This is a genomic window from Frigidibacter sp., from assembly GCF_030695035.1.
Lineage (GTDB): Bacteria > Pseudomonadota > Alphaproteobacteria > Rhodobacterales > Rhodobacteraceae > Frigidibacter.
In genome coordinates, this window is sequence record NZ_JAUYTT010000014.1 from 15,599 (window position 1) to 28,698 (window position 13,100).

The 13,100-nt window shown below is 67.0% G+C and carries 14 protein-coding genes; 9 read left to right on the top strand and 5 right to left on the bottom strand.

Annotated features, from left to right (window positions below):
* Nucleotides 1–294 precede the first annotated feature (294 nt).
* From ccoG to ccoS, 4 genes are read left to right on the top strand one after another with little or no spacing between them, the layout of a single operon-like run.
* Nucleotides 295–1,725, top strand: coding sequence for a cytochrome c oxidase accessory protein CcoG (gene ccoG, locus Q8S30_RS14085; RefSeq protein ID WP_305666661.1), 1,431 nt, complete (start codon nt 295–297; stop codon nt 1,723–1,725).
* A gap of 1 nt (nt 1,726) precedes the next feature.
* A complete protein-coding gene (locus Q8S30_RS14090; protein ID WP_305666662.1) occupies nt 1,727–2,215 on the top strand; it encodes a FixH family protein in 489 nt (162 codons plus the stop codon).
* 5 nt (nt 2,216–2,220) lie between these two features.
* Entirely contained in the window at nt 2,221–4,401 is a 2,181-nt protein-coding gene (locus tag Q8S30_RS14095; RefSeq protein ID WP_305666663.1) for a heavy metal translocating P-type ATPase, read from the top strand.
* A 10-nt stretch (nt 4,402–4,411) separates the two neighbouring features.
* Complete coding sequence (gene ccoS / locus Q8S30_RS14100) at nt 4,412–4,570, top strand: cbb3-type cytochrome oxidase assembly protein CcoS (RefSeq protein ID WP_305666664.1); 159 nt, start codon at nt 4,412–4,414, stop codon at nt 4,568–4,570.
* Nucleotides 4,571–4,644: 74 nt separating this feature from the next.
* Here ccoS and Q8S30_RS14105 read toward each other — a convergent pair whose 3' ends face one another.
* Nucleotides 4,645–6,342: a D-alanyl-D-alanine carboxypeptidase family protein gene (locus Q8S30_RS14105; RefSeq protein ID WP_305666665.1), complete on the bottom strand. Its 1,698-nt coding sequence runs from the start codon at nt 6,340–6,342 to the stop codon at nt 4,645–4,647.
* A 235-nt stretch (nt 6,343–6,577) separates the two neighbouring features.
* Nucleotides 6,578–7,291 carry an HAD family hydrolase gene (locus tag Q8S30_RS14110; protein ID WP_305666666.1) on the bottom strand — a complete coding sequence of 238 codons (714 nt, stop codon included), beginning with the start codon at nt 7,289–7,291 and terminating at the stop codon, nt 6,578–6,580.
* A 169-nt stretch (nt 7,292–7,460) separates the two neighbouring features.
* Here Q8S30_RS14110 and clpS point away from each other — a divergent pair, with 169 nt between their 5' ends.
* The 3 genes from clpS to Q8S30_RS14125 all read left to right on the top strand — a co-directional run bounded on the left by clpS (nt 7,461) and on the right by Q8S30_RS14125 (nt 9,787).
* A complete protein-coding gene (gene clpS / locus Q8S30_RS14115; RefSeq protein WP_305666667.1) occupies nt 7,461–7,781 on the top strand; it encodes an ATP-dependent Clp protease adapter ClpS in 321 nt (106 codons plus the stop codon).
* An 82-nt stretch (nt 7,782–7,863) separates the two neighbouring features.
* Nucleotides 7,864–8,913: a class I SAM-dependent methyltransferase gene (locus Q8S30_RS14120; RefSeq protein ID WP_305666668.1), complete on the top strand. Its 1,050-nt coding sequence runs from the start codon at nt 7,864–7,866 to the stop codon at nt 8,911–8,913.
* Nucleotides 8,914–8,965: 52 nt separating this feature from the next.
* Nucleotides 8,966–9,787, top strand: a complete 822-nt coding sequence (locus Q8S30_RS14125; RefSeq protein ID WP_305666669.1) for an SDR family NAD(P)-dependent oxidoreductase — start codon at nt 8,966–8,968, stop codon at nt 9,785–9,787.
* Nucleotide 9,788: 1 nt separating this feature from the next.
* Here Q8S30_RS14125 and Q8S30_RS14130 read toward each other — a convergent pair whose 3' ends face one another.
* Entirely contained in the window at nt 9,789–10,202 is a 414-nt protein-coding gene (locus Q8S30_RS14130; protein WP_305666670.1) for a hypothetical protein, read from the bottom strand.
* Nucleotides 10,203–10,225: 23 nt separating this feature from the next.
* Nucleotides 10,226–10,642 carry a hypothetical protein gene (locus tag Q8S30_RS14135; protein WP_305666671.1) on the bottom strand — a complete coding sequence of 139 codons (417 nt, stop codon included), beginning with the start codon at nt 10,640–10,642 and terminating at the stop codon, nt 10,226–10,228.
* Nucleotides 10,643–10,810: 168 nt separating this feature from the next.
* On the opposite strand from Q8S30_RS14135, the gene hemF reads away from it, so the two are divergent.
* Both hemF and Q8S30_RS14145 read left to right on the top strand, forming a co-directional pair.
* Nucleotides 10,811–11,710 (top strand): oxygen-dependent coproporphyrinogen oxidase, encoded by a 900-nt coding sequence (gene hemF, locus Q8S30_RS14140; RefSeq protein WP_305666672.1) that lies wholly within the window; start codon nt 10,811–10,813, stop codon nt 11,708–11,710.
* Nucleotides 11,707–12,057, top strand: a complete 351-nt coding sequence (locus tag Q8S30_RS14145; RefSeq protein WP_305666673.1) for a hypothetical protein — start codon at nt 11,707–11,709, stop codon at nt 12,055–12,057. The genes hemF and Q8S30_RS14145 overlap by 4 nt, the downstream gene beginning before the upstream one ends.
* On the opposite strand, the gene hemE is transcribed toward Q8S30_RS14145, so the two are convergent.
* The gene (gene hemE / locus Q8S30_RS14150; RefSeq protein WP_305666674.1) at nt 12,054–13,097 is read right to left on the bottom strand and encodes a uroporphyrinogen decarboxylase; all 1,044 of its coding nucleotides are present in this window, start codon (nt 13,095–13,097) and stop codon (nt 12,054–12,056) included. The genes Q8S30_RS14145 and hemE overlap by 4 nt on opposite strands.
* Nucleotides 13,098–13,100 lie beyond the last annotated feature (3 nt).

Sequence of the window (13,100 nt, forward strand, 5' to 3'; positions counted from 1 at the left end):
CGCACCCGGCAGCGGCCGATACAGGCCCCACCCCGGCCGCGGTTTGATCCACGTCAAGGTAGTCCGGTTTGTTGAGGTCTACCCAAGCTGTGACCGAGGCGGAAACGCCCTGTGTCATGGCACCGGCTCCCCGTCCTGTTCGCGCGTTTCCTGGGGGTGCCGGTGCCATTCCTTTCCGGCGGGATGGTCCGGTATTCATGTATCGCCGGTCTGCCTTTTTTGACGCAGGTCAAAGCCCGGCGCGAGCGGCTATCTTACAATCAACAACAACCAGTCCGCCAACGGAGATCAACCGTGAGCTCTTCCGACCAACCCGCCAGCCTTTATGCCGCGCGCGAACCGATCTTTCCGCGCCGCGTGAAGGGCCGATTCCGCAACCTGAAATGGGTGCTGCTCGCGGTGATGCTGGGCATCTACTACGTCACGCCCTGGATCCGCTGGGACCGGGGGCCGGGGATGCCCGATCAGGCGGTGTTGATCGACATGGCGAACCGGCGGTTCTTCGCCTTCATGATCGAGATCTGGCCGCACGAATTCTACTTCGTCGCGGGCCTGCTGATCATGGCAGGGCTTGGTCTCTTCCTGTTTACCTCGGCGCTTGGCCGGGTGTGGTGCGGCTATGCCTGCCCGCAGACGGTCTGGACCGATCTCTACATCCTGGTGGAGCGATGGGTGGAAGGCGACCGAAACGCCCGGGTCCGGCTGTTCAACCAGAAATGGAACGCCCACAAGGCGCGGCTGCGGCTGACCAAATGGACCCTCTGGCTGCTGATCGGCCTCGCCACCGGCGGCGCCTGGGTGTTCTACTTCACCGATGCGCCGACTCTTCTGGGGAACCTGCTGATCGGGCAGGCGCATCCGGCAGCTTATATCACCATCCTCGTGCTGACGCTGACGACCTTCATCTTTGGCGGCTTCGCCCGCGAACAGATCTGCATCTATGCCTGCCCCTGGCCGCGGATTCAGGCCGCGATGATGGATGAAGACACCATCACCGTCGCTTACCGCGAATGGCGGGGCGAGCCGCGCGGCAAGCTGAAGAGGGCAGTGGGCACCGACGATCCGGCAGGCGATTGCATCGACTGCATGGCCTGCGTCAACGTTTGCCCGATGGGCATCGACATCCGCAACGGCCAGCAACTGGAATGCATCACCTGCGCGCTGTGCATCGACGCCTGCGACGAGGTGATGGACAAGATCGGCAAGCCGCGCGGCCTGATCGACTATCTGGCGCTGAAGGACGAAGCGGCCGAACGGGCCGGTGCCCATCCCAAGCATATCTGGAAACATATCTTCCGTGTGCGCACGATGGTCTATACCGTGCTCTGGGCTGGCATCGGCATCGGGCTGGTGGTGGCGCTGTTCATGCGCTCGCCCTTCGACGTGAACGTGACGCCAGAGCGGAACCCGGTCTACGTGACGCTGTCCGACGGCTCGATCCGCAATACCTATGAGGTGCGCCTGCGCAACAAGCAGGGCGGCGAGCGGGATTTCGTGATAACGGTGGAGGGCGATCCGGCGCTGGTGACCACGGTCGAGGGCAATGACGGCACCGTGGTGACCGTCGCCGCCGATGAACTGGGCACCACCCGCCTCTATGTGGTGGCGCCTGCGGGGTCGGAGCCTGCGCTTGCGGAGCGCACGCCGCTGACAATCTGGATCGAAGATACCGACAGCCGCGACCGTGTCGGCATCCACACGATCTTCAACGGGAAAGGGCAGTGACATGAGCAATGTACAAGGACGCGCGCCGGACGGAGGCCGCCCGCTGACCGGGCGCAAGGTGCTGGCCATCGTCGTCAGCGCCTTCGCGCTGATCATCGGGGTCAATGTCTATATGGCGTTTCAGGCGGTCAGCACCTTCCCGGGTCTGGAGGTCAAGAACTCCTATGTCGCCAGCCAGACCTTCGACGCCGACCGCGCCGCGCAGGAATCGCTCGGCTGGCAGGTCACGCATGAATATGGCGCCGATGGCGTGCTCAGCCTGGTGATGCGCGATGCTCAGGGCCTGCCCGCGCCGGTGAAATCGCTGTCGGTGATCGTCGGGCGTACTACCTATGCCCGCGATGACCGGGTGCTGGATCTGGTCTATACCGGCGGGATCTATACCGCCAAGCTGGACCTGGAGCCGGGGAACTGGCTGCTGCACCTCGATGCGACCTCTGCCGATGGCATCGCGTTCCGCCAGCGCTACGACATGTTCGTGAACGGATAATCCCGATGGACGTCCCCGCCGCCTCTGCCTGCCCCGCCTGCCTTGCCGCCCCCTCGGCAGAGCGCATTGCCGCCGCCGCCGCGCCCAAGGACGCCCGGCTGTTCCTGTCGCTGCCCACCGCCCATTGCGCCGTCTGCATCTCCGATGTGGAACGCGCGCTGGCGGCAGAGCCGGGGGTGCGGACCGCACGGGTGAACCTGACGCTGAAGCGCGTCGCGGTCGAGGCGGACCCCGAGGTGACGGCAGAGCGGCTGGTCGCCGTGTTGGACCGCATCGGCTATGAGGCGCATGAACTCGACCCCGGCACGCTGATGGTGACCGAGACGGACCGGCGCGGCCGCGATCTGCTGATGCGGATCGGCGTGTCCGGCTTTGCGATGATGAACGTGATGCTGCTCTCGGTCGCCGTCTGGTCGGGGGCCGAGGATGCGACGCGCGATCTGTTCCACTGGATTTCCGCTGCCATCGCGTTGCCGACCGTTGTCTTTGCCGGGCAGCCGTTCTTCTCCAGCGCCTGGACGGCGCTGAAGGCCGGGCGGCTTGGCATGGATGTGCCGATCAGCCTTGCGCTGATCCTCGCCTCGGCGATCTCGGTCTATGAGACGATGCATTCCGGCCATCACGCCTATTTCGATGCGGCGGTGATGCTGTCCTTCTTCCTGCTGGTCGGGCGCTATCTGGACTACCGCACCCGCGCCGCAGCCCGCTCTGCCGCCGAGGAACTGGCGGCGCTGGAAGTGCCACGCGCCGTTGTCTTGCGCGACGGCGCCGAGGTGACGGTGCCGGTGGCCGAGATTGCGGTGGACGACCTGGTTCTGGTGCGCCCTGGCGCTCGGATGCCGGTGGATGGCACCGTGACCCACGGCAGCAGCGAGGTTGACCGCTCCTTGCTGACCGGCGAGAGCCTGCCCGCCTGGGCCGGCATCGGCAGCGTGGTTCTGGCGGGCGAAGTCAACCTGACCGGGCCGTTGACGGTGCAGGTTACCGCCGCGGGCCGCGATACCAGCCTGCACCGCATGGCCGATCTGGTGGCGATGGCCGAAAGCGCCCGCAACCGCTACACCTCGCTCGCCGACCGTGCGGCGCGGCTGTATTCGCCGGGCGTGCATATCCTCGCCTTCGGGTCGTTCCTCGGCTGGATGCAGATCACCGGCGGCGACGTGCGCGTTGCGCTTAACATCGCCGCGGCGGTGCTGATCATCACCTGCCCCTGCGCGCTTGGCCTCGCAGTGCCGGCGGTCGTGACGGCGGCCAGTGGCAAGCTGTTCCGCAAGGGCCTGCTGATCAAGGACAGCACCGCGCTGGAGCGTCTGGCCGAGGTGGATACCGTCGTCTTCGACAAGACCGGCACCCTGACGATGGGCGCGCCGGAACCCGTCAACCTCGCCGATCTGCCCGATGCGGCGGTGGAGGTTGCGGCGGCGCTGGCCGGCGCCTCCTCTCACCCCTTGGCCCGTGCGCTGGCGGATGCCGCGCGCGCCGCTGGTATCCGCCCCGCCAACGTCACGGATCTGCACGAGGTGCCCGGCTACGGCATCGAAGGCCAATGGCGCGGGCAGGTGGTGCGACTTGGCCGGGCGATCTGGGTCGGGGCCGAGGCGGGCAGCATCACTGCGACCCATCTGAAGATCGGCACCGCCGCGCCACTGTCTGTCGCCTTCGCCGACCGCCTGCGCCCGGGCGCGGCCGAGGCTGTCGCCGCCTTCCAGAAGCAGGGCAAGGCCGTGCATCTGATCTCGGGCGACGTGGCCGGCGCGGTGGGCGATCTCGCGGGCCGTCTGGGCATCGAGCATTGGCAGGCCGAGGCTTTGCCCGCCGACAAGGTCGCGCTGATCGCCGAGCTGGCGGCGCAGGGCCGCAAGGTGCTGATGGTCGGTGACGGTCTGAACGATACTGCGGCGCTGGCCGCGGCCCATGCCTCGATCTCGCCCGCCTCGGCGCTGGATGCGGCGCGCGCTGCGTCTGACATCGTGCTGCTGGGAACCGATCTGTCCCCCGTGGCCGAGGCGGTTCGCGTCGCCGTGAAGGCCCGGCGGCGGATAAAGGAGAACTTTGCCATCTCGCTGCTGTATAACGTGGTGGCAGTGCCGATCGCGATTGTGGGGCTGGCGACGCCGCTGGCCGCAGCGCTGGCGATGTCGCTGTCGTCGATCACCGTCTCGCTGAACGCACTGCGGCTGAAATAAGGACCCCCCTATGAACATGCTTGCCTATCTGATCCCGATCTCGCTTGGCCTTGGCGGGCTGGGGCTGGCGGCGTTCTTCTGGTCGCTCAAGGACCGGCAGTATGATGATCCGAAGGGGGACTCGCAGCGCATCTTGTCAACCGAATGGGACGATCAGCCCAAGCCCTGAGTTACCGGGCTGCCTGAAATGCAAAGGCCGCGCCCTGGGGCGCGGCCTTGTTGTTTGTGTGGGACGGCAGACCTTCAGGGCCCGACGACGCTGCAATCCTGTCCGCGCGCATCGAGCCTGCGGCAGGCGGCCTCGGCCATCTCTTGCGACATGCCCACGAAGTTGGCGTCGAACCCGCCCTTGCGGCTGACCACCTTGCGCAGGGTGCCATCCAGCGTCGACGGTTCGGTCAGCGCCATTTGCAGCAACGCCCGTTCGGCATTGTAGCGCGAATTGAAGTTGCCAATGCTGATCGCCCAATGCCGCCCACCAGAGGTCGAGACGCGGCTGACCACTTCAAGGTCTGCAGGGGTGGCGGCGGCTGCGGCAGGATCGGTCTGCGCCGACATCAAGATGATGGTGCCTGGCCGCGAAGGCGGTGCGGCAACGGCCGGTTCGGGCTGCAGCACCGCCGCAAGCTCCAGCGTTTCTGGCTGCGGCTCGGTCGATTGCATCAGCACCGGGCCGGTTGCGGGCGCGGGCAGGGCGCTGGCCACCTGCGGGTTCGCCGGCGGCGCGGTTCCGGCAGCCTCGGCCACCATCGCCAGCGCCGCGACCTCGGCCACCATAGCCTCTGGCAGGGGTGCGGCCTCGGCGAGCTGCATCGGTGCGGCAGATTCTGCAGCAACCTCGTCTGGGCGCGCGGCGGGGCGAAGCGCCGGCGGCAGGCTGGCGATCTCGGCCGGTGTCAACTCCGGTTCGGCGGTCGCAACGGCAACCTCTGGCGCGGGAGCCGCGGCCACGGCGCCTTGCACCTCGGCCAGAACCGCGTCGATATTGCTTTGCATCGCCACCAGCACCTCGGCGGGCGGGGCAACCGGCTCGGCGCCCGGTCGGACCTTGGGCCGCAGGCTGCGCGCGACAGAGCCGCTTACCCGCAGCGTCTTGCCCGCGCCCCCGGGCGACTCGGGCAACGCGTCGGGCACCACCTGCGCATAGGCCGGCGCGGGCGGTTTCTGCACCGTCGCCTTGTTCGGCGCGCGGCCAAAGCCGACATCCAGCAGGCTGGCCATCTTCTCATTCCGCCAGGCGGTGGACTTGCCGCCCATCACCGTGGCGATGATGCGCTTGTTGCCGCGCTGCGCCGAGGCGGTCAGGTTGAAGCCGGCGGCATTGGTATAGCCGGTCTTGATCCCGTCTGCGCCCTCATAGGAATCCAGGAACCGTCGGTTGGTGCTGGCGACCTGCGCCATGCCGGCGTCGGCGCTACGGCGCGAGAAGATGTTGTAATATTGCGGGAAATCGTAGAACAGCCGCCGGCCCAGAATGGTCATGTCGCGGGCGGTGGACAGGTGCCCGTCGCGCGTCAGGCCGTTGGCGTTCTTGAAGGTGGTGTTCTTCATCCCGAGGGCAGAGGCGGTGCGGGTCATCCGGTGGGCGAATTCCGCCTCGGACCCGCCAAGCGCGTCGCCGATGGCGGTTGCGGCATCGTTGGCCGATTTGATCGCCGCGGCGCGGATCAGGTAGCGCAGGGCAATCTTCTGCCCGGCCTTCAGCCCCAGCTTTGACGGGGGCTGTGCCGCAGCGTTCTTCGACACGGTAATCATGGTATCAAGGCTGACCTCGCCGCGCTCAATTGCCTCGAACGTGATGTACAGCGTCATCATCTTGGTCAGCGATGCGGGGTGCAATCGCGTGTCGGCGTTTTCGGAATACAGCACCTCACCGGTGCGTGCGTCGATCACCATCGCGGCGAACGGCGCTGCAAGCGCCGGCACCACCGACATGGCCATCGCGAAAGCAAACGCGAATAGCCGATGGAAGAGCCATCGTCCCGGAAACCTGTTCACGGTTCCTGCCTTTCACTGCCTCTGAGTTTCCCGATCATTATCGCCGGGAATTGTCGTTCTGGGGTCAGCCTAGCATGAGTTGTGATGCGAGAAAACACCCCAAATTCAAGAACTTTCGGGGCGAAGTTAAGCCAGATTCCGCCTATGCCAAGTGTTGCGGCACCCCCGGATGCAACGCCTAGATGTGGTCCCGGTCCATTTCGAGTAACCCTGCGAGACCCGACAGGTCCTGCAGTGCACGGAACCGCGGGTGACCCTCGGGCGCGTCGGCGCGTTCCATCTCCCAGATCAGCCCATGCGGGACATGGACGCCCCAGCCGCCGGCCTGCAGCACCGGGATCACGTCGGATTTCAGCGAATTGCCGACCATCGCCGCCCGGTCTGCGCCGCTGCCGTGACGGGCGAAGATCCTTGCATAAACCTCGGGCGTCTTGTCCGACACGATCTCGACCCCGTGGAACAGATCGCCAAGGCCCGACTGCGCCAGCTTGCGCTCCTGATCCAGCAGGTCGCCCTTGGTGATCAGCACCACCCGGAACTGGGCCGCCGCCGCCTCCACCGCTTCGCGCGCATGGGGCAGCAGTTCGATGGGGTGGGCCAGCATCTCGCGCCCCGCGTCCAGCAACTCGCGGATCACGGCGGCGGGCACCCGGTCATCGGTCACCTCGATGGCAGTCTCGATCATCGACAGCACGAAGCCCTTGATGCCAAAGCCATAGTGCCCAAGGTTACGCCGTTCGGCCGCCAGCAATGCCGCGTCCAGATCGCCGCGGGGCGCGTGATCGGCCAGCAATTCGGCGAAACGATCCTGCGTCAGCCGGAAGAATCGCTCATTATGCCAGAGCGTGTCATCGGCATCGAAGCCGATGGTGGTGAAGGGCGCGGGGGTCATGATCTGCGGGCCGAGGATTTTCAGGGCGTTTGGACGCGATTGTTGTGCGCCCTGCAGGCAACAGATGCAACGCGGCTCTTTTCCGTGGCGGCATCTGCTCTATATTGGGAACTCTAACCCCTCACACCCGAATCTGCTGGAGCAAGCGGTGCATCACCTGCCGTGGACCATGACTGACAGGACCGGCGCGCCCGGCCATGACGAGTCGGTCATCACCAAGACGCGCCCCAAGACCCAGCGGCCGCCGATGTACAAGGTGCTGCTGCTGAACGACGATTACACCCCGATGGAATTCGTGGTGCATATCCTTGAGCGGTTCTTTGGCCTGACCCATGCGCAGGCGTTCGAGATCATGCTGACCGTTCACAAGAAGGGTCTGGCCGTGGTCGGCGTGTTCAGTTTCGAGGTGGCAGAGACCAAAGTGGCGCAGGTGATGGATTTCGCCCGCCGCCATCAGCACCCCCTGCAATGCACGATGGAAAAGGACTGATCCGCCTCGGATCTGCTCCCGGCTCTGGACCCCGCCCTGCGCTGCGGTGTATCGGGCTGGATTGCATTGCCCCGGAGGCCCCATGAAAACTTCTCGCCTGAGCACGCTGCTGGACGACGCGCCCGATCTGCTGCCCGCGGAGGGCACGGTTCTGGTGCTGGGGCCGCGCGCGGGCAGTGATCTGTCGGCGCTGCCCGCGGACCGGGTGCGCGCGGTGCAGGGCTTCCGCCCTGACCATGATGCGCTGGCGGCGCAGGGCTACAAGGTGACGCCCGAGCCTGCGGGCAATGACCACGCCGCAGCGCTGGTGATCCTGCCCCGCTCGCGCGCCGAGGGGCGGGCGATGGTGGCCGAGGCGGCGGCGCGGGTGCGCCCCGGCGCGCCGGTCTGGATCGACGGGCAGAAGACCGACGGAATCGACACCATGCTGCGCGACCTGCGCGGCCGGGCCGAGGTGCCCGGGTCGCTGGTCAAGGCACATGGCCGGATCTTCAGCTTTGCGGGCGGCGAGCCTGCGCGCTTTGCCGACTGGCAGGCGCAGCCGCTGACGCCGGCCGAAGGCTTCCGCACCTGGCCCGGCGTCTTCTCGGCCGAGGCGGTGGACCGCGGCTCGCTGTTGCTGGCGGCGGCGCTGCCGGCGGACCTTAAGGGCCGCGTCGCCGATCTGGGCGCGGGCTGGGGCTGGCTGGCGGCGCAGGTGCTGGGGCGGCCGGGGGTGAAGTCTGTCGATCTGGTCGAGGCGGACCATCTGGCGCTGGCCTGCGCCCGCGCCAATGTCACCGACCCGCGGGCGATCTTCCATTGGGCCGATGCCACGCAGTTCAAACCCGAGCGGGTCTGCGACGTCGTCGTGATGAACCCGCCCTTCCACCAAGGCCGCGCCGCCGATCCTTCGCTGGGGGCATCCTTCATCGCCGCCGCGGCGCGGGTGCTGTCGCCCGCAGGCGTGCTGTGGATGGTGGCGAACCGGCATCTGCCCTATGAGGCGGCGCTGACCGGCGCTTTCCGCGAGGTTCAGGAACTGCCCGGCGACGGCGGTTTCAAGCTGTTCCGCGCCAGCCATCCGCATCGCGCGCCGGCCCCCGGATCCGCCCCGTCGCCGCATCGCGGCGTGGCTCGCCGTCGTCGCTGAAATCAGTTAAGATCGCGCGAAACGTCCAACGGACGCTATAGAACGGGGCCACATGACCTACTCCATCAGCGGCAAGACCGCGATTGTCACCGGCGCCGCGAACGGCATCGGACTTGCCATCGCGCGGCATTTCATCGAGCGCGGGGCGAATGTGATGTTCGCCGATATCGACGAGGGCAAGCTGGAATCCGAGCTGGGGGACCTGACCCGCGAGGAAGGGCCGGCGCGTTACTTCGCCGGTGATCTCTGTCAGAAGCTGACCATCGCCAATCTGGTCTCGGCCACCGTCGATGCCTTCGACCGCATCGACATCCTGGTGAATGCCAGCCGCCAGATCGCTCTGTCAGACCCGCTTTGCGCGGATGACACTCCGCTGGAAGACATGCTGCGCCAGAACGTCATGGCCGGGCTGAAGCTGAGCCAGACCGTCGCCCGCCGCATGGTGGCGCAGGCGGCACGCGAAACGGCCGAGGGCAGCGGCAGCGCCGGCAGCATCGGGTCCATCGTCAACCTGTCGAACATCGCCGGGCAACGGGTGCAGCCCGAGTTGCTGGCCTATTCGGTGGCGATGGCCGCGCTGGACCAGACCACCCGCTCGCTTGCCGTGGCCTATGCGCCGCACAAGATCCGGGTGAACGCAGTGGCCTTTGGCTCTGTGATGAGCATGAGCCTGCAGAACGGTTGCCGCGAGCACGCGGACTGGCGCGCGCAGATCATCGCCGGCACGCCGATGGGCCGGATCGCCCCGGCGAATGAGCTGGCCGAGGCGGTGCAGTTCCTCGCCTCGGATGCCGCGGGCTTCGTCACCGGGCAGATCCTGACGGTGGATGGCGGGCGCAGCCTGCTGGATGTGGTGCAGGTTCCGGGGCACTGATCTACTCGGGGAATTGCGCCTTGCAGCCTTCGATCTGGGCCGCGGCCACGCGGTTCAGCTCTCGCTTCTTCTCCAGCATCCCGTCCAGCTTGCGGCGTTCAGCCCCAAGGTCGATTGAGACGGGGCGGCGCACGGTATCGGTGTAATCGTCAAGGCACATATAGGTGCGGCCCGGCCGCAGATTGCCGTTTGAATCCCGTTCCGGAGCGGACTGACAATGCACCCAGCGGCTGCGGGTGACGGTGAATTCCTCATAGGCGAAACCGCGCGACAGGTTGGCCTGCGTCTCCTCGATCAGCCCGTTCAGGGTGCGCAGGTCGCGCGTCGCGGTGCCGATGCAGCGTTCCTGCGGGGTTCCGCAGGCGATCAGCAGCAGCGGCAGGGTCAGAACAAGGCGGGACAGCGGGTGGGTCATGGCGGGGTTCCTCTCGCGCGGGGTCAGGCCCCGGCGGATGTGCAGGCTGCGGCGTCGGCGGCGGCGCGGCTGGCCAGCACGGGACGTTGCTGTAGCATGGACTCCAGCTTTGCGCGTTCGGCGTCAAGGTCTATGGCGACGGGGCCGGTGCGGCGGGCGCCATTGCCGCCCGAACAGAAGCTGAGGCCGACATTGCCGGTGGAATTGCCCATGCAGAAATTGACGCTGGTATTGCCGCGCCCGGTGCTGCTGCCGATGGCGTAGCCGCGCGCAAGGTTCTGCTGGCTTTCGGCGATCAGTGTGTCGAGCGTGCGCAGATCGCGCGCGGCGGTGCTGGTGCAGGCGGCGGGCTGGGTCGCGCAACCGGCCAGCGCCAACAGGGTCAGCAGCACGCCGATGCGGGCGAGGGGCGTGTGGGAGACAGGGTTGCGCTGTATCATGGCTTTGGCTCCGGGCGCCGTCAGCAGGGGGGCCCGCAGGGCCGCAGCGACGCTGGTGCGATTATAGAAGCCGGCCCCCGGAACTCAAATGCCATTGCGGTGAGCCGGCCTTGGCGTCCGGGGCTCGAAAATGCTAGGCAAGATCAAAGACGGGGGAGGAATTTCGACATGGACGGCACCCAAGACGATTTCGGCGCGCGCAAGCAGCAGGCGGCGGCCTGGTTCCGCACGCTGCGCGACCGGATCGTCGCGGCGTTCGAGGCGCTGGAGGATGCGCAGAGCGCCGGCCCCTTCGCCAGCCTGCCCGCGGGCCGCTTCGAGGTCACCTCCACCCGCCGCTCGCAAACCGAGGGCGCGGATGCTGGCGGCGGGCTGATGAGCGTGATGCGCGGCGGCCGGGTGTTCGAGAAGGTCGGCGTCAACATCTCGACCGTGCATGGCGAACTGGGGGAGCGGGCGCAGAAGGCGATGGCGGCGCGCGGCATCCCCGGCATGGCCGAGGATCCGCGCTTCTGGGCCAGCGGGATCAGCCTTGTGGCCCATATGCAGAACCCGCACACGCCCGCGGTTCACATGAATACCCGGATGTTCTGGACGCCACATGCCTCGTGGTTCGGGGGCGGTGCCGATCTCAACCCCTGCATCGAATATCCCGAGGATACCTCGGACTTTCACGCCGTGCTGGCGGCGGCCTGCGACGCGCATGACCCGGGTTATTACGATCACTACAAGGCCTGGGCCGACGAGTATTTCTTCGTTCCCCACCGGGGCCGGGCACGCGGCGTGGGCGGCATCTTCTTCGACGACCTGAACACCGGTGACTGGGAGGCGGATTTTGCCTTTACCCGCGCGGTGGGCGAGGCGTTGCTGCCCTCCTTCGTGCCAGTGACGGAACGGCGGCGCGATACGCCTTGGACGGACGCCGACAAGGACACGCAACTGATCCATCGCGGGCTTTATGCCGAGTACAACCTCGTCTATGACCGCGGGACCAAGTTCGGGCTGGAAACCGGGCACGACGCCAATGCCGTGCTGATGAGCCTGCCCCCGATGGCGAAATGGGTATGACCGTGACCGCAGATATCGAGATTCGTGCCGCCTATTGCGAGGCGCTGGACGAAGACGGCGAAGTGCTGGCCGCCTTCGCCACCAGTGACGACCCCGATGAGGGCTATGCCCTGTTCCGGCAGGACGGCGCGAAACTGTGGCTGGAGGTCAGCGACGACATCTTCGGCGCCCATGACGCGATCGAGACGATCACCGTGGACGATGCGCGGATCGCGTTCGTGATCCGCCCGGCGCAGGTAGCGCGGCTTGGCATGATCCGCAGCGTCGAGATCACCCCGGCCGCCGAAGTCGAAGGCTGGGCCGAGGCGGTTGCCTTGCTGCGGAAGATGCTGCCCGCGGGCGACTAGGCGCTGCGCACCGCCGCGATCATCGCCGCCACGTTGTCGGGGTTGGCGTCCGGGGTGATCCCGTGGCCGAGGTTGAAGATATGCGGCCCGCCGCGGAAGGCGCGCACGATCCGCTGTGCCTCGTCCGCCAGCGCCTGCCCGCCGGTGACCATGTGCTGCGGCGCGAGGTTGCCCTGAACACAGCCATCGACCTGCACATTCGCCGCGGCCCAGTCGGCGCTGACGGAATTGTCCAGCGCCACGCAATCGGCCCCGGTCGCCTTGGCAAAGCCGATATAGCCTTCCCCCGCCTCGCGCGGGAAGGCGATGATCGGCAGGCCCGGATGGCGGGCCTTCAGCGCGGCGATGATCTTGCGGGCAGGCTCCAGCGAGAAATCGGTAAAGTCCTGCCCCTTGAGCGAGCCCGCCCAGCTGTCGAAAAGCTTGACCACCTCTGCCCCCGCCTGCACCTGCATCGATAGGTATTCCACCGTCGCGTCGGTGATCAGGTCGATCAGCGCGGCAAAGGTCTCGCGGTCCGCAGCCTTCAGCGCGTGGGCGGGCCCCTGATCCTTGGTACCGCGCCCGGCGATCATGTAGGTCGCCACCGTCCAGGGCGCGCCAGCAAAGCCGATCAGCGTGGTTTCCGCGGGCAGCTCGCCGGACAGGATCCGCACTGTCTCATAGATCGGCGCCAGATGGTCGTGGATGTCGTCCTTGCCCTTCAGCGCGCGCAGCCCCTCGGGCCCGGTGATTGTGGACAGCCGCGGCCCCTCGCCGGTTTCGAACCACAGATCGGCGCCAAGCGCCTGCGGGATCAGCAGAATGTCGGCGAACAGGATCGCGGCATCGAAGCCGAAGCGGCGGATCGGCTGCAGCGTGACCTCTGCCGCGAGTTCCGGGTTGTAGCACAGCGACAGGAAGTCGCCCGCCTGCGCACGGGTGGCGCGGTATTCGGGCAGGTAGCGCCCGGCCTGCCGCATCATCCAGATCGGCGGTGTGGGCAGCGCCTCACCGGCAAGGGCACGCAGGATGGTCTTGTCGGATCTGGCAACGGTCATCTG

Bases quoted from the DNA above. Each gene is read 5' to 3' on its own strand.
- Q8S30_RS14110 (WP_305666666.1), bottom strand. From the start codon at position 7,291: ATGACCCCCGCGCCCTTCACCACCATCGGCTTCGATGCCGATGACACG.
- hemE (WP_305666674.1), bottom strand. From the start codon at position 13,097: ATGACCGTTGCCAGATCCGACAAGACCATCCTGCGTGCCCTTGCCGGT.
- Q8S30_RS14125 (WP_305666669.1), top strand. From the start codon at position 8,966: ATGACCTACTCCATCAGCGGCAAGACCGCGATTGTCACCGGCGCCGCG.
- Q8S30_RS14145 (WP_305666673.1), top strand. From the start codon at position 11,707: ATGACCGTGACCGCAGATATCGAGATTCGTGCCGCCTATTGCGAGGCG.
- Q8S30_RS14135 (WP_305666671.1), bottom strand. From the start codon at position 10,642: ATGATACAGCGCAACCCTGTCTCCCACACGCCCCTCGCCCGCATCGGC.
- Q8S30_RS14120 (WP_305666668.1), top strand. From the start codon at position 7,864: ATGAAAACTTCTCGCCTGAGCACGCTGCTGGACGACGCGCCCGATCTG.
- Q8S30_RS14090 (WP_305666662.1), top strand. From the start codon at position 1,727: ATGAGCAATGTACAAGGACGCGCGCCGGACGGAGGCCGCCCGCTGACC.
- Q8S30_RS14095 (WP_305666663.1), top strand. From the start codon at position 2,221: ATGGACGTCCCCGCCGCCTCTGCCTGCCCCGCCTGCCTTGCCGCCCCC.
- ccoS (WP_305666664.1), top strand. From the start codon at position 4,412: ATGAACATGCTTGCCTATCTGATCCCGATCTCGCTTGGCCTTGGCGGG.
- Q8S30_RS14130 (WP_305666670.1), bottom strand. From the start codon at position 10,202: ATGACCCACCCGCTGTCCCGCCTTGTTCTGACCCTGCCGCTGCTGCTG.
- clpS (WP_305666667.1), top strand. From the start codon at position 7,461: ATGACTGACAGGACCGGCGCGCCCGGCCATGACGAGTCGGTCATCACC.
- hemF (WP_305666672.1), top strand. From the start codon at position 10,811: ATGGACGGCACCCAAGACGATTTCGGCGCGCGCAAGCAGCAGGCGGCG.
- Q8S30_RS14105 (WP_305666665.1), bottom strand. From the start codon at position 6,342: ATGGCCATGTCGGTGGTGCCGGCGCTTGCAGCGCCGTTCGCCGCGATG.